Source organism: Paenibacillus glycanilyticus (genome assembly GCF_030161375.1).
GTDB classification, from domain to species: Bacteria; Bacillota; Bacilli; order Paenibacillales; family Paenibacillaceae; genus Pristimantibacillus; species Pristimantibacillus glycanilyticus_B.
The window spans coordinates 311960-332091 of sequence record NZ_BSSQ01000004.1 but is presented as its reverse complement, the minus strand read 5'-3'; the positions used below and the strand labels follow the sequence as shown (position 1 = coordinate 332091).

At 51.6% G+C, this 20132-nt stretch carries 22 protein-coding genes; 4 read left to right on the top strand and 18 right to left on the bottom strand.

The features are described 5' to 3' along the window. From QQK89_RS06040 to QQK89_RS06030, 3 genes are all read right to left on the bottom strand, one after another. On the bottom strand, positions 1-1622 hold a 1622-nt coding region (locus QQK89_RS06040; protein ID WP_284237589.1), incomplete at its 3' end, for an AAA family ATPase. Beyond that, positions 1619-2896, bottom strand: coding sequence for a metallophosphoesterase family protein (locus QQK89_RS06035; RefSeq protein ID WP_284237588.1), 1278 nt, complete (start codon positions 2894-2896; stop codon positions 1619-1621). The genes QQK89_RS06035 and QQK89_RS06040, both read right to left, overlap by 4 nt. 3 nt (positions 2897-2899) lie before the next feature. After that, positions 2900-4030, bottom strand: coding sequence for a glycosyltransferase family 4 protein (locus QQK89_RS06030; RefSeq protein ID WP_284237587.1), 1131 nt, complete (start codon positions 4028-4030; stop codon positions 2900-2902). Positions 4031-4216: 186 nt separating this feature from the next. Between QQK89_RS06030 and QQK89_RS06025 the strand changes: the two genes are divergently transcribed. Beyond that, the gene (locus QQK89_RS06025; protein WP_284237586.1) at positions 4217-5398 is read left to right on the top strand and encodes a GGDEF domain-containing protein; all 1182 of its coding nucleotides are present in this window, start codon (positions 4217-4219) and stop codon (positions 5396-5398) included. A gap of 66 nt (positions 5399-5464) precedes the next feature. Here the strand turns inward: QQK89_RS06025 and QQK89_RS06020 are convergent, their stop codons facing one another. From QQK89_RS06020 to QQK89_RS06010, 3 genes are read right to left on the bottom strand one after another with little or no spacing between them, the layout of a single operon-like run. Then, on the bottom strand, positions 5465-6028 hold the full coding sequence (locus QQK89_RS06020) for an NAD(P)H-dependent oxidoreductase (protein WP_284237585.1): 564 nt from the start codon (positions 6026-6028) through the stop codon (positions 5465-5467). Between the two features lie 42 nt (positions 6029-6070). Beyond that, positions 6071-7867, bottom strand: a complete 1797-nt coding sequence (locus QQK89_RS06015; protein WP_284237584.1) for a DHA2 family efflux MFS transporter permease subunit — start codon at positions 7865-7867, stop codon at positions 6071-6073. 3 nt (positions 7868-7870) lie between these two features. After that, complete coding sequence (locus QQK89_RS06010; RefSeq protein WP_284237583.1) at positions 7871-8311, bottom strand: MarR family winged helix-turn-helix transcriptional regulator; 441 nt, start codon at positions 8309-8311, stop codon at positions 7871-7873. Positions 8312-8547: 236 nt separating this feature from the next. On the opposite strand from QQK89_RS06010, the gene QQK89_RS06005 reads away from it, so the two are divergent. Continuing rightward, entirely contained in the window at positions 8548-8826 is a 279-nt protein-coding gene (locus QQK89_RS06005) for a DUF2277 domain-containing protein (RefSeq protein ID WP_284237582.1), read from the top strand. Between the two features lie 307 nt (positions 8827-9133). On the opposite strand, the gene QQK89_RS06000 is transcribed toward QQK89_RS06005, so the two are convergent. From QQK89_RS06000 to nrdI, 7 genes are all read right to left on the bottom strand, one after another. Continuing rightward, a complete protein-coding gene (locus QQK89_RS06000) occupies positions 9134-9799 on the bottom strand; it encodes an HAD family hydrolase (protein ID WP_284237580.1) in 666 nt (221 codons plus the stop codon). Beyond that, complete coding sequence (locus tag QQK89_RS05995) at positions 9796-10482, bottom strand: YjjG family noncanonical pyrimidine nucleotidase (RefSeq protein WP_284237579.1); 687 nt, start codon at positions 10480-10482, stop codon at positions 9796-9798. Before QQK89_RS05995 ends, QQK89_RS06000 begins: the two co-directional genes overlap by 4 nt. A gap of 30 nt (positions 10483-10512) precedes the next feature. Then, entirely contained in the window at positions 10513-11310 is a 798-nt protein-coding gene (locus QQK89_RS05990; RefSeq protein WP_284237578.1) for a PhzF family phenazine biosynthesis protein, read from the bottom strand. An 84-nt stretch (positions 11311-11394) separates the two neighbouring features. Further along, the gene (locus tag QQK89_RS05985; RefSeq protein WP_284237577.1) at positions 11395-11850 is read right to left on the bottom strand and encodes a GyrI-like domain-containing protein; all 456 of its coding nucleotides are present in this window, start codon (positions 11848-11850) and stop codon (positions 11395-11397) included. Between the two features lie 216 nt (positions 11851-12066). Beyond that, the gene (gene nrdF, locus QQK89_RS05980) at positions 12067-13023 is read right to left on the bottom strand and encodes a class 1b ribonucleoside-diphosphate reductase subunit beta (protein WP_284237576.1); all 957 of its coding nucleotides are present in this window, start codon (positions 13021-13023) and stop codon (positions 12067-12069) included. 69 nt (positions 13024-13092) lie between these two features. After that, on the bottom strand, positions 13093-15177 hold the full coding sequence (gene nrdE / locus QQK89_RS05975; RefSeq protein WP_284237575.1) for a class 1b ribonucleoside-diphosphate reductase subunit alpha: 2085 nt from the start codon (positions 15175-15177) through the stop codon (positions 13093-13095). Next, positions 15110-15523: a class Ib ribonucleoside-diphosphate reductase assembly flavoprotein NrdI gene (gene nrdI, locus QQK89_RS05970; protein WP_284237574.1), complete on the bottom strand. Its 414-nt coding sequence runs from the start codon at positions 15521-15523 to the stop codon at positions 15110-15112. The genes nrdE and nrdI overlap by 68 nt, the downstream gene beginning before the upstream one ends. Positions 15524-15809: 286 nt before the next feature. Between nrdI and QQK89_RS05965 the strand changes: the two genes are divergently transcribed. Both QQK89_RS05965 and QQK89_RS05960 read left to right on the top strand, forming a co-directional pair. After that, entirely contained in the window at positions 15810-16031 is a 222-nt protein-coding gene (locus QQK89_RS05965; protein WP_284237573.1) for a hypothetical protein, read from the top strand. A gap of 150 nt (positions 16032-16181) precedes the next feature. Further along, the gene (locus QQK89_RS05960) at positions 16182-16820 is read left to right on the top strand and encodes a thymidine kinase (protein WP_284237572.1); all 639 of its coding nucleotides are present in this window, start codon (positions 16182-16184) and stop codon (positions 16818-16820) included. 117 nt (positions 16821-16937) lie between these two features. Here QQK89_RS05960 and QQK89_RS05955 read toward each other — a convergent pair whose 3' ends face one another. From QQK89_RS05955 to nadD, 5 genes are read right to left on the bottom strand one after another with little or no spacing between them, the layout of a single operon-like run. Further along, positions 16938-17699 carry a class I SAM-dependent DNA methyltransferase gene (locus QQK89_RS05955; protein ID WP_284237571.1) on the bottom strand — a complete coding sequence of 254 codons (762 nt, stop codon included), beginning with the start codon at positions 17697-17699 and terminating at the stop codon, positions 16938-16940. A 4-nt stretch (positions 17700-17703) separates the two neighbouring features. Continuing rightward, a complete protein-coding gene (locus tag QQK89_RS05950) occupies positions 17704-18630 on the bottom strand; it encodes a CvfB family protein (protein ID WP_284237570.1) in 927 nt (308 codons plus the stop codon). After that, entirely contained in the window at positions 18627-18974 is a 348-nt protein-coding gene (gene rsfS, locus QQK89_RS05945) for a ribosome silencing factor (RefSeq protein WP_284237569.1), read from the bottom strand. Before rsfS ends, QQK89_RS05950 begins: the two co-directional genes overlap by 4 nt. Before the next feature lie 17 nt (positions 18975-18991). Then, positions 18992-19549, bottom strand: coding sequence for a bis(5'-nucleosyl)-tetraphosphatase (symmetrical) YqeK (gene yqeK / locus QQK89_RS05940; RefSeq protein ID WP_284237566.1), 558 nt, complete (start codon positions 19547-19549; stop codon positions 18992-18994). Continuing rightward, entirely contained in the window at positions 19539-20129 is a 591-nt protein-coding gene (nadD, locus tag QQK89_RS05935; protein WP_284237565.1) for a nicotinate-nucleotide adenylyltransferase, read from the bottom strand. The genes yqeK and nadD overlap by 11 nt, the downstream gene beginning before the upstream one ends. Between the last annotated feature and the right edge of the window lie 3 nt (positions 20130-20132).

Here is a 20132-nt window from a genome sequence, read left to right as displayed (position 1 = left end):
CGCGCCAGCGCCGCCAGCGCCAGCGCGAGCGCGCCTAGCGCAGCAGCTGCGCCGGCTGCGCCAGGGAAAGCGCCGCCGGCAAGCTCTGCGGCGCCAAGCGCAATTGCGCCGCCGCCAGCCAGCGCCGCTCCAATCCACAGCGGGCCGGCAACGCCCTGGCCCGCCTCTTGAGCGGCTGCCGGCTTCTGCAGCCGCTCAAGCTCCCATTCGCGCAGCGCCGCATCGCACTCATGCCAAGCCGCTCGCATCGCATCGCTTGTTTGCGGCAGGAAAGCTCCGCCGCCCGTCCGCAGCGGACCGCTTGCCGCCGCTTCCGCGCGAGCAAGCTCCGCTTCCGATTCGGCTAGCTGTAGCGTTGCTTCCCGTTCCTGCTGGGTCACCGACTGCATGTCCGCTTTCAGCCGTTCCGTGCTGCGGCCCGCTTCCGCTTCCAGCTGTTTCTGCCCCCGCACATATTCCCGGTCCGACACGGTGAGCTGCAAGTCAAGCAGTTGCTTTTCTCCCCAGTTCGGCGAGATTCGGCCCAGCAGCCTAGCAAGCATCTCTTCGTCTGCCGCTAGCTCGCTTGCCCGCGTGATGCTCTCTTCCCGCAAAAGCTGCATCCGTTCGCTTTCCAAAAGCAAAGCTTCGGCTTCTTCCTTCCGTCCAAGCAGCTCCTCATCATAGCGGATGATTTCGCGCTTCTGGTTGACCAGCTTTTGCTCCTGCTCTAGCCGCTCTTGCTCACGGGTTCTACTTCCGCGTTCCTTCTGCAGTTCATACCAGCGCAGCTCCGCTTCAGCCGTAATTCGCCGAGCATCGGCCATACTCTCACGCTCCCGGCCAAGCTCAAGTTGCTTCAGCCATACCGGCCTGATGGCCTGCGCTTTCACCGCCAGTTGCGCGGCGGATTGCCGATGAGGCAACTTTTGCTCAAGTCCGCCCAGTTCTAGATGAACTTGCTCGATTTCCTGCTGCAGCTCATTATACGCTCGAATCGCATCTGCCTGCTTCCGCAGCTCCTGCTCCGTTTGCTCTAACGTCTTCAGCTCTTTGTTCATCCGCTGGTTAGTGCCGCGCGGCTTAAACAGCTGCTCCATTTCCTGTTGCAGCTTCTTCTCGGCGGCGGCGATAGCTTTGCCGTTCTCCCAGCCCGCATGGTACAAATACTTGCCGAGTTCATCATGCGACAAAGCTCCGACCTGCTGCAGCTCGGTTAACGTAATCGCATACAATTCCCGGAACAGCTGCTCATTGGTCCCGCCGAGAAAATCCCGTTCCCATTCCGCCTGCGTCGGCCAGTTCTCTTCAGCCAGCTGCGTTTCTTTGCCATGGCTGTCGAGCAACCGTCTTAACTTCAACCGGCCGCCGTTTTGGCTTGCATATCGTTCCGCCAAATAGGTATGGCCATGCTCGTCCTCAAATACAAGTTGCCCGCCATGGGTACCCCCGTTCACGGGTTCCTGCCGCTCGGAAGGTTGATTCCGCCTTGCAAACCCGTATAGAATCATCCGGATAAATCCAAACAACGTGCTTTTCCCGGCTTCATTCATCCCGTATAAAATAACGGAAGGACCGTCCAGCCGGCAGCTGAATCCCTGCAGCTGGCCGAAGCCGTCTATCCGCGCTTCCAGCAGCTTCATTCGTCCTTCCTCCCTTCGCTGCCTTCTGATGACAGCAAGCCGATCGTTAGCTCTCTTGCTTGTTGCAGCCAGTCAACGGGCAGCTCCTCCCATTGTCCGCGCAGCAATCTGCCCAGCTTGGCATGTCCGGCAAGCGGAGACACAGCCGATGCGGCTTCCCTTCTCCATGCCTCATGGTCATTTTCCAGCCGCTGCGCGAGCCGGTATAACTCCATGGCAAAACTGTTCTCGTCTTCCAGGTCGGCTAACCGCAGCTCCGCTCTGGTATGTCCATCGAGACTATATACCCACGCATCGGGGGACAATTGCTGAAGCTGTTCAAGCAATGCTTGAACCGTAAGCGGATCTGCCAGTTTTTGATGCAAAGGACCTTGGCCGGTCAACGCGAGCCGAACCATAACCGTTCGTCCGTCTCCCTCCAGCGCGAGCTTCTCCACCTGTTCTTCGAGCCTAAGCAACAGCTCTTGTTCCGTATGTATTCCCGTGATCGGCAGCTCGTCTTCCAGCCACCTGATCTCGTCTAGCGCTAAGAATGTCAGTCGAACGGCCCGCGCTGCGGACACCTCCACCACATAACATCCCTTTGCCCCGGTCTCTCTTGGGTTACGGCCCTGTATATTGCCTGAATACACAATATGCGGATATTCATGAAGCACTTTTCTTGTGTGGATGTGGCCAAGCGCCCAATAATCGAAGCCTTTGCCTGTAAGCTCTTCCAACGAACATGGCGCATACGGGTCATGGGATTGATCGCCGTTCACGTTGCCGTGCAGCATTGCAATATGAAAAGGCGCTCCGGCCACCGCCGAATAACCGGCCGCCAGATTATCCGTCACATGTCTTTTGCCGTACGACATCCCATAAACAAAAGCAGCCAGCTCACCGCTTCTGCAGTAAGCCGGCCTGTATTCCATTCCTGTAGCTCCAAATTGCGTCACGTTGGACGGTAGCTTCAGTTCTGCCCTTGCGCCGTTTAGCGGATCGTGATTGCCATGAATAACAAATACGGCAATGCCGTGCTGCTGCAGCCGTTCCCATTCTTTGAGCAGGAACAGCTGGGCTTTCAGCGAACGGTCCGCTTCATCGTACAAATCGCCGGAAACAACGATAAAATCAACCTGCTCGGCAATGGCCGTCTCCGTTAACCGGCGCAAAGCGGTGAAGGTAGAAGCCATCAGCTTCTCCTTCAACCTTTCGGGCACCTTGCTCATTCCGCGGAACGGACTATCCAGATGCAGGTCAGCCGCATGTATAAACCGAAAAGGAACCGTCACGATTTATTCCTCCGGCTTCAACGATAAATATACTTTTTTGAGCTGCGAAATAACGCGCTGGAGCGAATAGACCTTTTTGGCTTTATCCCATCCGGAACGTGCTAGATTATAACGGTAGGTCGGGTCCACGACGAGCTTCTCAAGCGCATCGGCGAGTGCAGGCGCATCTTCAGGCGGTACCAGCAATCCGTTCACGCCGTCATCGATTTGCTCGGCAATCCCGCCGACATTCGTGCCAACGAGAGCCAGCCAGCATAATGCCGCTTCCGCGAATACCGAGCCGAATGCTTCCGCTCTGGAAGGCAGGACAAACACGTCAAAGAACGGCATGAACTCTTCCGGATGCAGCATATATCCGTAAAATATAATATCGTCATACAAGTCGAGCGAGACGGCAAGCTGTTCCAGCTCCTCGCGGATTGGTCCGTCCCCGATAATGTGCAGGACAAAAGGATGGCCGCGCCGCTTCAATTCCGCGCAAGCATGCAGCAGAATATCCAGTCCTTTCGCCGGTACGAGGCGGCATACCGTAATAAACTGCGGTACCGCGTTTTCGTGGGCGATAGGTTTGAACCTCTTCTCGTCGAAGCCGTTCGGGATGACTTTAATAACGGATGAATCTTTCATAAAAGGAGATAAATAAGTCCGGAAAGAATCCGATACGGTTAGCAGCCGGTCTAACTTCGCTTCCAGCTCTCCGTAGATGGAGACGAGGAAACGGTGTGCGGTACTGTTTTCTTTAATTCGGCCGTTCAAGACAAGCTCCCGTTCAAAGCTGGAGTGGATCGTCATCATAACCGGCGTATCCGGGTACAGCTGTTTCATGACTAGCGCCGCTATCGGATGATGCGCATGTATAATATCGTATGATTTCTTGAGGCGAAGACGCGTCCACCAAATATAATCGCGTATCGTCTGCAAATATTTATCAACGATGGGATCGCCGAGAAACGGCGTCACATCAAACGTTTCAAATACGATTTCTTCTTGTCCCTTGCCCCGTACCCGCTTCGGAAGCGAGAACAATTCCATCTGCCAGCCCAGTTTCAAAAACCGTTCTTGAATGTAAGGCACCATGGAGGACACGCCGCCCGGTTGTTCCGGCGGAAAAAACAATGCCTGCAGAATATTCAATGTCCTTCCTTCTTTCATCTTTAATTTTGCGGTAGAAAAATCCGATAACATTATTATGGGGGACGATGCCGCGCGCGAATGCTAATTCGTTCTTGGGTCATGCTTTTACGGTCCCGTAAATCATGATATATTAGAACATATGTTTCTGTAAAGCAACACTCAAGTAGGATATGGTGATACTAAATTATGACAATACTAACCTGGTTAACCGGGCCAAACGGCCAACTTATTTCATCCGCATGCGTTATTATTATCCTTATACTCATGCTCTTCATGTCAACCCGACTTTATGCCAGCTACCGAAACAAACGCATTTATCGGCTATTAACGCTGACCATTCCGCTGTTTATGGTGCAAAACACGATTCTTGCGATGCTTGCTTACCCCGGCCAAGCGTTGCCTCCTGGGCTTCACGTCATCTCCATGATGCTGCAAATCGTTTCTTTTATCATTATAAACTTTGTATTCATGAAATTATATACTCATCGCGGAGCGCAAATAAAAGTTATGCCGTTTGTGCTTCTCATCTGCGTTACTTTTTTTATCGCGGCTTTTCAATTCATGTTGCTCGATCCGGCCGGGGATACAACGTTAATACCGGGTGGGCAATACCGTTTCCTTGGCCTCGATTTCTATTCGTTAATCGTAACTTTCCTTATATTGCTAGGCAGCAAAGGGGCGGAAATAAACGGAAAGTTCTCGGCCAGCCTCATCACCTATTTCGTTCTCGACCTTTCGAGAATCGCGGACGGTTACGTTTTCCACGGATCGGTGGATTGGCTGGTGCTGCTCGGCTATTTCCTGCCAATCGTATATTTCATGCAGCTCTTCCTCCTCTTGTTTGAGTGGGTGATCGAACGGCTGATGATGACCTATCAATCATCGATTACGGACGGCTTGACGGGCTTGTACAACCGCCGTCACTTCACCTCGAAAGCCGAGCAGCTGCTTCGCAGGCAAAAAGGACTTGCCGTTATCTTTTGCGATATCGACAACTTCAAGAAACTGAATGATACGCAAGGCCATCACAAAGCCGACGGCGTCCTGAAGCAAGTGGCGGAGATTATGAAGGAAGAATCAGCCGGCATTGGAGCAGCTGGGCGATATGGCGGCGAAGAGCTTCTAGCATGCGTCTCCACCGATCGGGTCAAGCCCGAACGCGTCGCCGAATCGATTCGCAGCCGTGTAGAGAAGGAGACTATCGTAACCGTAAGCGTTGGCGTTAGTACCTCCAAGGATAGCCACGAGATCGTCCAGCTGATCAAACAGGCAGACGAAGCGATGTACCATTCGAAGACCACCGGCAAAAACAAAGTGTCCCTATTCAGCTCCTTGCCTGCCAGCAAGAAAAAAGCACTATCTACATAAACAATAAAGCGCGGCTCCTTATTGGGGCCGCGCTTTTCATAAGTTCGGTTTTGTAGCCTTGGAGACTTAAACCGTCCCCGGCGTTCTCTTCCCTGCCGCGTAGGTGCCAGCCGTATTAGCTACGCGCGCTCCAAGGGATTCGCCTAACAACAGACCCTTCGTGAAGAGGGATTGGCTTAACGCGTCATGAGTATCTTCAACGGGAGATGTGACGCCTACGCCGTAATAACTGCCGTACAGAGCATTCTCTGGAATATTGGCCGGTAAGCCAACGATAATCATCCCTTGGTGCAACATTGGCGTAATCAAGTTCAGCAAGGTAGCTTCAATGCCGCCGTGAATAGTTGCCGTCGTGCAGAAGACGGCTCCGATTTTATCGACCAGCTTCCCGTTAGCCCACAAGTAGCCAAGCTTGTCGATCCATTCTTTCATGCCAGAGCTGATGGTGCCGAAATGGCCGGGACATCCCCAGATAATCGCATCCATTTGATCAAGGTCTTTGACGCTTGCCTTTTTAACGTGATTAATGAAGACCTCTGCTCCTTCCACGCTTTCCGCACCTTTGGCAATCGAGCGGGCAAGTTGTTCCGTATGGCCTGCTTCGCTATCATAAACAATGTAAATTTTCATCGATTAATCTCCTCTCTTGGCTTTGGAATCAAACTCAATTCCTCATTCGTTTTCTTTTGTCGACCGGTTGAGCTTCTTAAGCGACTCCCGGTATCCCTTGTCGTTCATTTCTTCCTGGCTTTCATCCTGTTCAGGTTTGCCTTGTAAGCGAAGAATCGCTTTCCGGTATTCCTGATCGCTAAAATCGTTGTCCTTGTCCTTCGCCGGTTCAGGCGTAAGGAACCCGCGAATGGCATTTCGGAAGTCGCCGTCTGCGTTTTGCCGCTCTGAGCGTTCCGCGTTGCCATCCCGCTCCGAACGATCCTCCATACTCGCGCGTTCCGCTGCAGGTGCTGCCTCCATTGCCGCTACTGCCGCCGCTTTGTCCGGTACTTGTGGTACTTGTACCGCTTCCTCGGCAGGCTTCACCTTGCGAATGAAGAAGGCAAGCACAAGCGCAGCGATGGTTAACCATGTAGCAACGACGAATGATTGGTTAATGCCATAAATCGTCGATTGCACGGTGATATCGCCCATAGCCGCTTTGTCGGTCGGGTTAACGTTGCCGGCGATAATTAACTCCTTCGCATGCGACGCGGCTTTGTTCGTCATAATGGTGACGAGGATCGCCGTGCCAAGCGCGCCGGAGACATTTCGGAGCGTCTGGGACATAGCCGAACCGTGCGCATTCAGGCGGCGCGGCAGTTGGTTAAGTCCTGCGGTTTGAATCGGCATCATCAACATGGACATGCCGAACATCCGCAGCGTATAGAAGAGCATCATGTGATTGTACGACGAGTCGATTTCCAAATGGCTGAATTCGTACGTCGTAACTGCCGTAATGGCAAGACCAACGACGGCCAGCCAGCGCGCGCCGATCTTATCGAACACCATGCCTGTGATTGGCGACATGATGCCCATCAGAATGGCACCCGGCAGCAGCAGCAATCCGGATTCCAGCGGCGTGAAATGGCGGATATTCTGCAGAAAGATCGGCAACAGAATCATCCCTGAGAACATCGCCATTGTAATGATTGCGTTGATCAATGCGGTGAGCGAGAACATCGGATACTTAAAGACGCGCATTTCAAGCAGCGGGATCTTCATTAATAACGAACGAACGACGAACAGAATAAGTGCAACCGCGCCGACAGCCAAGCAAGTGATAACTTCGGTTGAATCCCAGCCTTCCGTACCCGCTTCACTGAAGCCGTACAATAGGCCACCGAAGCCAAGCGTGGACAATATGACGCTCAGAATGTCGAGATTCGGCCGGGATGTCTTAATAACGTCTTTCATCGAAAATGCGCCAAACACGACGGCAAGAATCGCGAGCGGCAAGATGATGTAGAACAATACATGCCAGTCGTAATGCTCAACGACCCAGCCTGAAAGCGTTGGTCCTACGGCCGGCGCGAAAATCATCGCGACGCCCATCAGTCCCATTGCTTTGCCGCGCTCTTCGACCGGGAAGATGGTCAAGGTAACGATGGACATCAGCGGCATTAGAATACCGGCGCCGCATGCTTGCACGAGCCGGCCTATAAGCAGCGAGCTGAAGTCGCCCGACAAGGCGCATACGATCGTACCGATCGCAAATAAAGATGATGCAACCAGGAACAATTTCCGGGTCGTGAACCGATTGATCAGATAAGCGCTGATCGGGACAAGCACGCCGTTCACCAGCATATAGCCGTTGGACAGCCATTGGATCGTACTTTCGCCGACGTCTAAATCTGCCATCATTTTTGGCAGCGCAACGTTAAGCACGGTTTGGCTTAACAATGCCACAAACGCGGCAATGAGCAAGGAGGCCATTATCGGCCCTTTGCGCAATTGATTGGACACCATTGTAGTCATGGCTTAAGCTTCCTCCTTGGATTGTTTTAGTAAGCGCAATACTTCGTTCTGGAGGCGGCTGAGCTCGCGGTGATCTTGTTCGGTCATTGACAGCAGCGGACGCATCATATTCATGCGTGTCGCATCCGTCTCGCGCCAGAGCGCTTTGCCTTTCTCCGTCAGCTTCATCGTCATCGCCCTGCGATCCGCTTCCGTCCGTTCGCGCTCCAGAATGCCAGCCTTCACCATCCGGTCCACGGTTCCGCTCATCGTGCTGTTGCCCACATTCAGCTTCTCGGCGAGCTCCGACAAGCGGATACCGGGATTTTCGTGCAGTACGCGCAGCACCAAGAGCTGAAGAGCGGTCAAGTTATGCTTGCTCGCCGCCTTGGACAAGATCTGGAAGAAGGCTTGATTGATTTCGCGATAAGATTGAAAAATGTCCACGATCCGCTGTTCTTCCACTGCAGCTTCCTCCGTAATTAGTTCGCATGCGAATTATTATGAACTAAAACAATCTTTTATGTCAATCGGACTTCAGGCCGTTAGTTTCCGCAATCGCCATGCTGCTTATCCCAGGTTCGAGGTTTGGCACTTCCTTCCCAATGCTGTCAAACAGTGATATGATGGCGGCAAGTGATTAAAAGCTTCCTGTCTCGACAAGCATTACCATAACCCTATACAGTGGAAGGTGACCGGTCATGTGCAGAAATATTAAAACGTTGTTCAACTTCGATCCGCCCGCAACGACAGACGAAATTCACGCGGCTTCCTTACAGTTCGTACGGAAACTGTCGGGCTTCAATCAACCTTCCAAGGCTAATGAAGCCGCATTCCAAGAGGCCGTTCAAGAGGTCGCCGCCGCCGCGGAAAAACTGCTGGCCTCCTTGGTGACAAGCAGTCCGCAGCGCGATCGCGAGGTTGAAATCGAACGGGCCCGCATTCGCTCCGTCAAGCGGTTTGGTCCTCGGGAAGGCTGATTGACAATAGGCCATATCGGCACGGTAAATCGGCTTTATTCTGTTCGTCTGGTGGATGAAGAGAGGGAATATTGTCTTGGATCGGTTTATCGGGGATTCCGCACCGCCAGGCCTTTCGGCCGGGGGATGCGAAGGATTGAAGCGAATTTCTTAAGTCTTAAGAGTCAATCGGGGTTATCCTACAAAGGGGCTACACCGCAGCCATCCAAGGTATCATTGCCTACTCTTCGCGCTGTGTATCTTGTCATTCCGGTTATAATGCAGGGAGCTGGTCAAATTTGACCAGCTCCCTGCCATTTGATTTCGCTTATTTTCTTGCCATTCCAACAAGCAGCTTGCCCAGTTCTTCAACCGTAGCCGCCAAATAGGTCGGTACCGCAAGCTTCAGCTCTTCTTCGCTGCCGTAGCCATAGCCTACTCCGACAGAGTCTATGCCATGCCTCTTAGCCCCGATAATATCGTGCTTGCGGTCGCCAATCATGATGGCCTCTTCCGCATTCAATCCGCAGGTCTGCATCACATGTTCAATAACTTCGCCTTTGTCTACGCGGGTATTATCCAGATTGCTGCCGCCAATGAATTCGAAGTATTCGCTTAATTCGAAGTAAGCAATAATTTTTTCCGCGAAGAAAGTAGGTTTCGAGGTGGCCACGTACAACAAAGCACCTTGCTCCTTAAGCGCGGCAAGCACTTCTTTGATCCCTTCGTACCGTTTATTCTCGTACATCCCTCTTTCCGCGAAGTACTCCCGGTAATACTTGATCGCATCCGTGCACATCTCGTCGGTAAAGCCGTAGAACTCCTTGAACGAACCGGCAAGCGGTGGTCCTATAAAAGGATTAAGGATATCCAGATCATCTACTTGAATGCCAAATTTCCGCAAAGCATATTGGATAGCGCTTGTTATGCCCAGCTTTGGATCAGTCAAAGTTCCATCCAGGTCAAATAATATAGAAGAATATGTCTTGGTCATAGCAGATTCAGCACCTCGGACAGTTGTTTGATTTCGAATTTGGGTTTGACGGGCGTTGCATTTGGCTTGTTATGCGGATTGTACCAGCAGGTGTCGATTCCGCTATTCAGCCCGCCTTGAATGTCCGAGGTTAAGGAGTCTCCTACAATGAGGACTCGGCCTGGATCAATTCCGCCGCCTAACTTATTCCACGTATATTCGAAAATACCGAGATGAGGCTTCTGGTAACCCGTGTCCTCCGAGACAATAATATGTTCGAAATAATGGTTTACCCCTGCTTTGGAGAAACGCGACAGCTGCACTTCCCGGATGCCGTTCGTAATAATCGCAAGTCTGACTTTGGAACGCAGCTGTTCGACAAGCTCCACTGCCCCGTCGATTAGAAATGAGCCTTCGCCAAGGTAATTCAAATACCGGCCGCTGAATTCGTCGGCGCTAATCGTAAAATCCGTTCCCGCAAACAAACGGCTGAACCGTTCTACGCGCAACTCGGCGAGCGAAACGGCGCCTTTTTCGAAATCGTTCCACAACTCCTGATTAATTGTCCGGTACAATGCTACAAAATCGGTATCCGGAGACTGGATGCCAAACTCTTCAAATACGCTGGTTAGCGCATGATCTTCGGCTTTCTTGTAGTCGAACAGCGTATCATCCGCATCAAACAAAATAACGTCATAATTCATTAAGCGCAAACTCTCCTTGCTTCCTGTAGACTAAACTTCCAGAGCTCCTTGCATAATCATCTTGGCTTGGCCGGTTAACAGCACTCGTCCTCCGCTCGCAGAGACCTTGACGATGCCTCCCCGGCTAGAAGCTTGGTAACCCGTCAATGCCTGCTTGCGAAGCCTTCTCGACCAATATGGCGCTAACGCGCAATGTGCCGATCCGGTTACCGGGTCTTCCATAATTCCCGCATTCGGATAAAAAGCTCGGGACACAAAATCATACGGCGAACCTGCAGCAGCCTTCGCCGTCACGATAACCCCTCTGCCTCCTGCCGCCATAAGCTGCTGCTGGTCCGGCTTTAAGCTTCGTACCGTCTGCTCGCTATCGACTTCTACGATATAATCCATGCGGTTTTTGCCCGTGTATCGCGGGATAAGCCCAAGTCCTTGAATTAAAGACTCGGGTGCATGTACGGGCTGAGGCGCCTCCTCGGGGAAATCCATCGTCATCCAACCGTCCGCCGCATTATAGGCGACCGTCAAAACGCCGCTTTTCGTAACAAACCGGGCTGTCTGATTGAAGCGCAACCTGCCCGTATGCCAGAGTATATAAGCGGAAGCCAGCGTTGCATGCCCGCAAAGATCAACTTCCGTCTCCGGCGTGAACCAACGCAGGTCATAACCGTCGTCGATCGGAACCAGAAATGCCGTCTCGGACAAGTTCATCTCTGCCGCCACCTGCTGCATCCACCGTTCATCCTCCGGTTTGTCGCATAGGCAGACCGCAGCCGGGTTTCCGCGGAACGGTTCATCCGTAAAAGCATCTACCATATAGATCGGTTTCATTGTCCGCCCTCCTCGTCGTTCTTATTATAATTATAATTGAAAAAAGAAAAAACAGGGACCCCGGCTAGGTACCCTGTCTCTTCTTTATTCATCCCTGAGCGGAATAAGAAGTTCAACCTCTTCTTCTTCCCAGTGTTGGTCGCTAATATAAAAAACTTCAATGGCGAGCGCGCTATCGTGTTTTTTCAGCTTTTTCCCGTTCATCCAGGCAAACAGCTGCTCATAAGCTTCGCCAATCCGTTTATTGGAGGTAGCCACCATCGCATAACGATGTTCGGGTATCGTGAACTGCACCATGCCTTCGGGCAGTTCTTCCATGTGATGCACCTCGAGACAAGCCCAATAAGAAGCAAAAACCTCATTGCCGAAATACGGGCTGTACAAGACAGGTGATTTGGACACGGTGTTTAACTCATGCTTTCGGGATAAGAAGTCGCTTTGCAGCCGGATGGCCTCATCCGGAAATGCGGAATACGGACCGCAATAGCTGATTCCGGCCAAATGAATGGCTGGCTTCGTAATGATGGAGCAGTTGTCCAATCGGATTCCTCCTCAAAAGTTTTGCGAAGCAAAACTTACTTCGAAAGCATTGGCCAAAAGTTTTGCGAAGCAAAACTTACTTCGAAAGCAATTGCCAGAATGGGCTTTATTTCGCCATTAGTGTAACATGACTGCCATTTTTAGGATAGACTTATAATCGTTTTTTCCGGCCGTATGCATAGAAAAAGCCGGCTTCGGGAGCCGGCTGTCATGATCTTACATATTAAAAACGAAATCCTCGTCGCGCAATTGCTCGATGTGCACGGTACGCACATAACCGTTGCCTTTTTTCGAGAAGAAATCATGCTGTTTCGTATGCGTGCTAATTCCGTTGAAGACGATCGGGTTAACCGGTTCTTCCGGGAAATAAGGATCAAAGCCCAGGTTCATAAGCGCTTTGTTCGCGTTGTAGCGGACATAAGCTTTCACTTCTTCCTCGAGGCCAATCGCGCTGTACAAGCTATCCGTGTAGACCACTTCATTCTCGTAGAGCGTGTTCAGAAGCGCGATCACTTCTTCTTTAATTTGGGTTTGCTCTTCCGGCGTGAACTCATTGAATAGCTCTTGTGCCAGAACGCCAACATACAGGCCATGGATACTCTCGTCGCGCAGGATCAAGTCGATGATCTCGCCGCTGCTTGTCATTTTGCCTTGGCCAGCCAGATAGAGCGGATAGAAGAAGCCGCTGTAGAACAAGTAGCTCTCGAGGAATACGGAAGCCGCCATCGCTTTGTACAGCTGTTGCTTCGTCTCGATGCCTTGGTACCAAGAAGAGATCAAAGTCGCTTTTTTCTGAAGCTGCTCGTTTGTCTCCACCCACTGGAAGATCGCGTCGATTTCTTCGGTCGAAGCCAGTGTCGTAAAGATACTGGAGTACGACTTCGCGTGGATTTGCTCCATCATCGACATAAACGCTAGTACCGCTTTGCGCTGGAGGCCGTCTACGTGTTCAAGAATCTTCGGCATGCCGATGCCGCCTTGAATCGTGTCAAGAAGCGTCAGGCCGCCAAGCACGTTTTTATATACAGAGCGCTCGGTGTCGCTCATTTCCATCCAGTCCATTTTATCATCGGAAAGTGGGATTTCTTCGTCTGTCCAGAACTGCATTACGTTCTGTTGCCAGAAGGTAAGCGTAAAGTCGTCATCCGGACGGTTCCAGTTAACTGCTTTCATCAATCCTGCTCCTTTGGTAGAAGGCTGCCTTCCGAACCTGTCATCCGGCAGCCTTGTCATTAGTTCGTGTTATACGGCGCAGCTTGTGCATTCCTCAACGGAAAGACGCTTCGTTCTCGTATAGTAGAGCGATTTGAGCCCCTTCTGAGCCGCATAGATATAGAAGCGCGCCAGTTCGCGGGTTGTTACGTTGCTGTTCACGTGCAGGACGGTCGAGATGCCTTGGTCCACGTGTTGCTGAATTTCCCAGATCAGGTCAATCAGCTTGAATTGATCAATATTGTAAGCCGATTTGTAGTAGAAGTAGTTATCTTGAGCCAGGTACGGCATCGGATAATACGTTGTCGAGTTCGCGTAAGTACGGGTCTCGATATGCTCTACGATCGGCATAACGCTCGAAGTCGAGTTTTGGATATACGAGATGCTTTGCGTTGGCGCGATCGCCAGACGGTACGCATGGTACAAGCCGTTCTTTTGCACTTTTTCTTTCAGAGCAGCCCAGTCTTGCGGCGATGGGATTTCCATACCTTCGAACAGTTCTTTCACTTTATCCGATGTTGGACGGAAGTCGGTTTCGGTGTAACGAGTGAAATAAGTGCCTTTTGCATATTCGGAGCGGTCGAAGTCTTTGAAGGAAGCGCCGCGTTCTTTGGCGATCTCCATGCTTTTCTCGATCGAATAGTAGTTCATCATCATGAAGAACGCGCTCGCGAATTCTTTCGCTTCGTCGCTTTCGTACGCGATTTTGTTCTTCGCGAAGAAACCGTTCAGGTTCATGGCGCCAAGACCAACGGAATGCAGTTCTTCATTCGCTTTGCGCACGCCCGGAGCATTGTCGATCTCGGATACGTCGCTGACTGTCGTCAAAGCTTCGATGCCGACATGGACGGATTCTTTGATTTTCTTGCGTTCCATCACGTTAACGATGTTGAGCGAAGCCAGGTTGCAGCTGATGTCGCGGCGAATCACGTCGTCAAAGCCGTAATCGTTAATTGTCGAAGTCTCTTGTACTTGGAAAATTTCGGTACAGAGATTGGACATCTTAACTTGACCGATATCCTTCAAAGCGTGAACTCGGTTAGCGTTTGATTTGTTCATGATGTAAGGATAGCCGGATTCGAGCTGGATGGAAGCAATCTTCGTCAGCATGTCGCGCGCGCTCATGACGGCTTTTTTCACAACTTTATCGTTAGCAAGCAGCTCTTCGTACATAACATCCATGTCCATGTCGTCGAGATGCTTGTCGTATGCTTTATGAACGGAATGAGGACCAAAGACGAACAGCGTTTCGTTCTTAGCCGCTAGCTCGTAGAATTTATTAGGAATGATCAGGCCGATCGACAGGGTTTTGATCCGCGTCTTCTCGTCTGCGTTGATTTTCTTGCAATCCAGGAACTCGATGATGTCCCAGCCGAAGATGTTGTAGTAACCTGCGCCGGAGCCTTTGCGCTGACCCATTTGGTCGGCGTAGGAGAACGCATCCTCCATCAGCTTCAGTACCGGCATAACGCCTTTTGCAGCGCCTTCCACGCCTTTGATCGCTTCGCCGCGTCCGCGCAGCTTGGACAGGTTAACCGCTACGCCGCCGCCGATCTTCGACAGCTGCATGCATGTGCCAAGGACGTAGTTGATGGAGTTCAAAGAATCGTCCATCTCAAGCAGGAAGCAGGATACCATTTCGCCGCGGCGGCTTTTGCCCGCGTTCAGGAACGTTGGAGTCGCCGGCTGCAGGCGTTGCTCGATCATCGCTTCCGCGATGCGGAGCGCTTTGGCGCCGTCGCCTTCTCCGAGGTTCAAAGCTACGATCGCTACGCGATCCGGATATTGCTCCAGGTATTTCGATTTATCGTTGGTCTTCATTGCATAGTCTTTGTAGAATTTCGAAATTGCCATGTAGGATTCGAATTGGAAGCCGCTGCTCTCGGTCAGCGTGAACACCGCTTCAATCTCCTCATATGTATATTTCTCATATACATTCTCGTAAAAGTCGTTCTCGATTAAGTAGTCCAGCTTCTCGCGGAGGGATCCGAATTTAACGCTTTTCGCATCGATCTCCTCCATAAAAGCGGCTACCGCCTCTTTATCTTTATCCAATTGATAGAAGCCGTCCGCTCCGCGTTGCATCAATTCGTTGTTCAACTCGATGTGTTTCAATATTTCGCACCCTTTCGACAAAGTATTCCATATCTAGATTCGTGCCGGACAATTCGAACTTCGAAATAACAGGCACGTTGAACAGGCTCGAGATCGTGTCTGCGCTTTTTGCGAAGCCGTCTCCCCAGTTCCGATTGCCGCTTGCGGATACCCCTTGCAGGTTGTTGCTGTTCCGGTTCAGGAAGCTCATGACACGCTCCGGCACCTGGCCAAAACCGGTTGTATAGGTGACCAGAACGTAAGGCTCGTCCACGATATCAAGGTCGCCAATGGGCATCGCTCTCATATTCAATTTATTGATAAAGCGTTTCACATTGCCTGTTCTTGAATCGTAAACAACCAGCATGGTTCCCTCTCCTTAGACGAATAAAGCCACGGCTATTACTGAAATTTCAGCAATATAAAAGCGCTTCTGACAGCAAAGATGTCAAATGCGCTAGTTGACAATTTCGTTGAAATCTGACTACATAACTCAATATGTAGTTGATGAATTTGATGATACATCAATATATAGGTCTCGTCAATGAAAATTATGGAGAAAATATTTATTCGCCCTTTTTCGGCACTCGACTATTTTAACAGATGCGGATATGATGGGATAGTGACATTTTATTGCTATTATGGAGGTACAAATGGACAAGCCAATAACGCCGGAACAGGCAAGGGAAGCGCTGCTTCAGCTGTTCCAGGATGCCGGTTACGCGGTGCCCGAATTGTTGCCTTACATAGATGGTTTGACGAGAGAGAACGAACGGCTCAAGCAGGAAGCGAAACGTTTGAGACTGGCCGCTTCCCGCGGATCGTCATCCGGTGACAACATGAACAGCAGATTGAAGGATGCGTTAAGGGAATAATGAATAGATCGGATTTTGGAAGACAAACGTTTAGAGCAAAATCTAGATCTAGTGCCGGCAACGCAAAAAATATGTCGAATACCCCTGTTGCAATTCCGACTTATTCTGCTAAAATGATACAACCATTGAAGTAAAGGTAAGGGATAAGTCATGGAGAGAGGATTCATAACGGTCATTATTGGACCCATGTTTTCGGAGAAATCAGGGGAACTCATCCGTCGCTGCCAGAAGCTGATGAAATACGGACGCAAGAAAGTCCAGGCCTACAAACCTGCCGAGGACCAGCGATTCAGCCAAGAAGAAATCGTCAGCCGGATCGGTTATCATCTTCCCGCGGCCAACGTGCCCCGGGAGCTGCCTCCTTCATCCGTCGAGCAGATCTTGCTCGAGACTAGCGATGCAGATGTTGTGGCGTTCGACGAAGCTTCCTTCTTCGGCAAGCCGATTATAGGCCTGGTCGAAGAACTGGCCTATCAAGGCAAGCATATAATCGTGGACGGCCTCAACATGGATTACCGCGGCAAAGAATTTGGCTATATCGGCGGTTTACTGGCGATTGCTGACGAGATTGTGAAGTTGACCTCGTTTTGTGCCGTATGCGGCGACGCCAACGCAACATTCACCCAGCGGGTCGTGAATGGCAAACCGGCAAAGCTTGGCCCGGTGTTTCTAATCGGCGATACGGAGAGCTACGAGCCCCGCTGCCGCTCCTGTTTCGTTCCGCCGCATAAAGTGACGGATGAAGATGCCAAGGAGCTTACAGACACCATTTCAACGCCCCAATCGTAATCGATTGCCCCTCTGCAGAAGAGCATCATTCGTTCACGCAAGGAAACTCAAAACAGGGTTGTCTTCTGTCACTTGGAAGTGACGAAAGACAACCCTGTTTATTTGGTTTGCTGTCATTTATTTTACTGCCGCAAAAAACAATCGTTCCGAGCCGTCCGCCGCCGGTTCAAGCTCGAAGTCCGCATAACAGTCAACGGTTCGAAAACCTGCGCGCATCAGGGCAGCCTCCATCCAGCTGCGGTCGTATGCCCGCTGGGCGTGCATTTCCTCGAAACGTTCGAACTTGCCGCTCCGCTCCTCGGCGAATATCGTCAGATGATGCTCAATCTGGAGGCGCGGTTCGTCCAACTCGCAGGTCCATATATAGGCCACCTCGTCCTCGTCCAGCACAAAAGGCTGCTCCTCCGCGTAACGAAGAAACACTTCAGGCGCATGAACATCAAACAGGAACAATCCGCCTTCCCGCAAATTGTCGTACGCAGACTTAAATGCCGCTTCAACATCCTCTGGCTCGGTCAGGTAGTTCACGCAGTCGCAGAAAGAAATAACCGAATCAACGGGCACAGCTAAGGTCCAATCCCTCATATCCTGCTCCAGCCAAGTCACGTTGCCCTTGGCCCGGACGTTATTGGACGAACCTTCATCCCATTTGCTGCGCGCAACGGTCAGCATATCGGCAGACAAGTCGATGCCGTACACTTCGAGCCCGGACAAGGCAAGCGGGATCGCGATGCTGCCCGTGCCGCAACCCAGATCCGCAACCGTCTTAGGCATGCCGTAACGTTCCCAGCTGTCCCTTGCGAATTGCAGCCACTCTTCATAAGGCATGTCCTGCATCAGCCGGTCATAGACCGATGCGAATTGACCATATGCATCCATGCCGCTATTCCTCCGAAATGTCTGAAGATGCAGGTGCCGCATCTTCTTTGGACGGATCCGCCAGATAAGTCCAGCTTCCCTTTTGCGTGATCTGACCTTCGCGCATCAACTTTCCTAATGCCCGTTTGAAAGCCGATTTGCTAATGCCGAAACGCTGCTTGATCGTATCGGCCGGAGAATCGTCGGAATAAGGCATCCCGCCTCCCGGACGTTCCTTCAGAAACTCCAGAATACGGTCGGCATCTTCAATCCGTCCTTCTTGCTTCAGCTTGGCCATCGACAGATTAACGCGGCCATCTTCGCGGATGAACGTCACGCGCGCAGATACTCGTTCGCCAAGGCGAAGAGGACGAACTCGTTCAGGCGCCGGTATCAATCCGTATACGCCAAAGCCAACAACTCCGCCGTCCACAAGCACGAAGGAGCCCATTTGAAGGGATTTGGTTACCCAGCCTTCAACCCACTGATTGCGCCAAGCTTGGGGAGCTTCGAATACAAGCGGTCCAAGTTCGTCTTCACCCGCGGTTCTAGCGAGAAGCCTGCCCGCTTTATCGTGGCCAAGCACCACATGAACTTCGTCGCCGGGAAGCGGACGGAACTCCACCTTCTCCGGCAGCTCGGAAATCGGCAGCAGCAGCTGCCGGCCAAGACCAAACTCGAGGAAGCAGCCAAGGCGAGGATGAACGTCGGCAACCTTTAGTCGCGCCATCTCTCCAAGGAGCAGCTTTGGACGTTTCATCGTTGCCGCAATCCGGTCCTCGGAATCATAGAAAATAAATACTTCCACTTCATCGTTCATTTTCGGCTTCTTGCCAACCAGTTCCGTGTAGTGCAAGAGCACTTCCGACTCTTCATCCGTCAAAAAATAGCCGTAGGGCGACACTTCGCGTGCCACCCTTAACGTTACAATCGTACCCGCAATCAGACTCATGCGAATTCCACTACCTTCGCATCGGACCACAGGCGTTCGATATTATAGTAATCGCGCTCGTCGCGATGGAACACGTGGACAATGACGTCACCGAGGTCAATAAGTACCCAACGGGCGGAATCCATTCCCTCAATGCCTTTTACGCGTACGCCGCGCATCTCCGCCTGTTTGCGGATTTCCGTTGTGATCGCTTGCACCTGCGTATCTGAATTACCGTGACAGATAACGAAAAAGTCTGCCACCAGCGAAATTTCTTTCAAATTTAATGCTACGATGCGCTGCGCTTTTTTGTCTTCCGCAGCCTCCACCGTAATTTGCAGCAATTCGTCCGAATGTACGGTCATAGCTCAACCTCCTGTTTTTACTGTTCAATTAAATCATTGCGGCATTCCACGGTTAATGGATAAATACGATTGCCTTTCTCCAATAAGAAAGAGATCGTGGAGTTAAAACCGGCGATAAGCGCTTGCTCGAGATCGGTCTCGCTCAGCTCGCGAATACGGTCTACCCCGGGAAAATCCCGTCCGGGCTCCATATAATCGGCCAGACAAACAATCTTGTCCAGCTTGGTCATTCCGACCCTGCCGGAAGTGTGGTACCTGATGGCGTCCAGCACTTCCCGATCCTTAACGCCATATTCATTCTCGGCTACCCAATAGCCAACTTCGGCATGCCAAAGCGCTTTATCATGCAGCAGCAGCCCTTGGTCAAGCTGCTGCTCCCGAATAATTTGTTCCATCTTTGCGATCGGCCAATACTTGGCTACATCATGCAGAATAGCCGCAAGCTCCGCTTTGACCGGGTCTTCCCCGTACCGCTCGGCCAGCAGGATCGAGGTCTCCATGACCCCTTCTACATGCTTCCAGCGTTTCTCCGGCATTTGCGACTTGACCGATTCAATCATTTGTTCACGATTCATAAAGCCCTCTCCTCTTTATAAACTGATGAACGGTGTCCGGCACAAGGTAGGCGATGGAACGGTCCGCCTCTACCCTGCTTCGGATATCTGTCGATGATATGCCGATCGGCGGCATGGCCGTCATCATCACGCGCTCGCGGATATACGCAGGAAGCTGTTCCAGCCGCAAAGGCGTACCTTCGCGCTCAAGGCCGATGAAGGTGACGAGTTCGGCCAGCTCTTCGATCCGGTGCCACCTAGGCAAATCGTTGATCCGGTCCGAACCTATAATGTAAGAAAACTCGGCACCGGGATACCTGCTTCGCAGCTCAAGCACCGTATCGATGGAGTAGCTCATACCTCCGCGCTTCAGCTCAATATCCAGAGCCTTGAAGGCTGATTGGCCTCCAATCGCTTCCTGAATCATCTGAAGCCGAAGTTCGCTGCTTACACCCGGTTCATTATCCTTTAGCGGAGGATGATAAGTTGGAATGAACCATACCTCGTCGAGTCCGCAGCCGTCGCGCGCCGCTTCCGCCGCAATCAGATGGCCGGTGTGGATCGGGTCAAACGTGCCGCCCATAATACCGATTCTGCTCATGAA

Bases quoted from the DNA above. Each gene is read 5' to 3' on its own strand.
- QQK89_RS06015 (WP_284237584.1), bottom strand. From the start codon at position 7,867: ATGACTACAATGGTGTCCAATCAATTGCGCAAAGGGCCGATAATGGCC.
- QQK89_RS05955 (WP_284237571.1), bottom strand. From the start codon at position 17,699: ATGGATGCATATGGTCAATTCGCATCGGTCTATGACCGGCTGATGCAG.
- yqeK (WP_284237566.1), bottom strand. From the start codon at position 19,549: ATGAATCGTGAACAAATGATTGAATCGGTCAAGTCGCAAATGCCGGAG.
- nrdF (WP_284237576.1), bottom strand. From the start codon at position 13,023: ATGAAAGCAGTTAACTGGAACCGTCCGGATGACGACTTTACGCTTACC.
- nadD (WP_284237565.1), bottom strand. From the start codon at position 20,129: ATGAGCAGAATCGGTATTATGGGCGGCACGTTTGACCCGATCCACACC.
- QQK89_RS05950 (WP_284237570.1), bottom strand. From the start codon at position 18,630: ATGAGTCTGATTGCGGGTACGATTGTAACGTTAAGGGTGGCACGCGAA.
- QQK89_RS06025 (WP_284237586.1), top strand. From the start codon at position 4,217: ATGACAATACTAACCTGGTTAACCGGGCCAAACGGCCAACTTATTTCA.
- QQK89_RS05965 (WP_284237573.1), top strand. From the start codon at position 15,810: ATGGACAAGCCAATAACGCCGGAACAGGCAAGGGAAGCGCTGCTTCAG.
- QQK89_RS05990 (WP_284237578.1), bottom strand. From the start codon at position 11,310: ATGAAACCGATCTATATGGTAGATGCTTTTACGGATGAACCGTTCCGC.
- nrdI (WP_284237574.1), bottom strand. From the start codon at position 15,523: ATGCTGGTTGTTTACGATTCAAGAACAGGCAATGTGAAACGCTTTATC.
- rsfS (WP_284237569.1), bottom strand. From the start codon at position 18,974: ATGACCGTACATTCGGACGAATTGCTGCAAATTACGGTGGAGGCTGCG.
- QQK89_RS05995 (WP_284237579.1), bottom strand. From the start codon at position 10,482: ATGAATTATGACGTTATTTTGTTTGATGCGGATGATACGCTGTTCGAC.
- QQK89_RS06005 (WP_284237582.1), top strand. From the start codon at position 8,548: ATGTGCAGAAATATTAAAACGTTGTTCAACTTCGATCCGCCCGCAACG.
- QQK89_RS05960 (WP_284237572.1), top strand. From the start codon at position 16,182: ATGGAGAGAGGATTCATAACGGTCATTATTGGACCCATGTTTTCGGAG.
- QQK89_RS06020 (WP_284237585.1), bottom strand. From the start codon at position 6,028: ATGAAAATTTACATTGTTTATGATAGCGAAGCAGGCCATACGGAACAA.
- QQK89_RS06000 (WP_284237580.1), bottom strand. From the start codon at position 9,799: ATGACCAAGACATATTCTTCTATATTATTTGACCTGGATGGAACTTTG.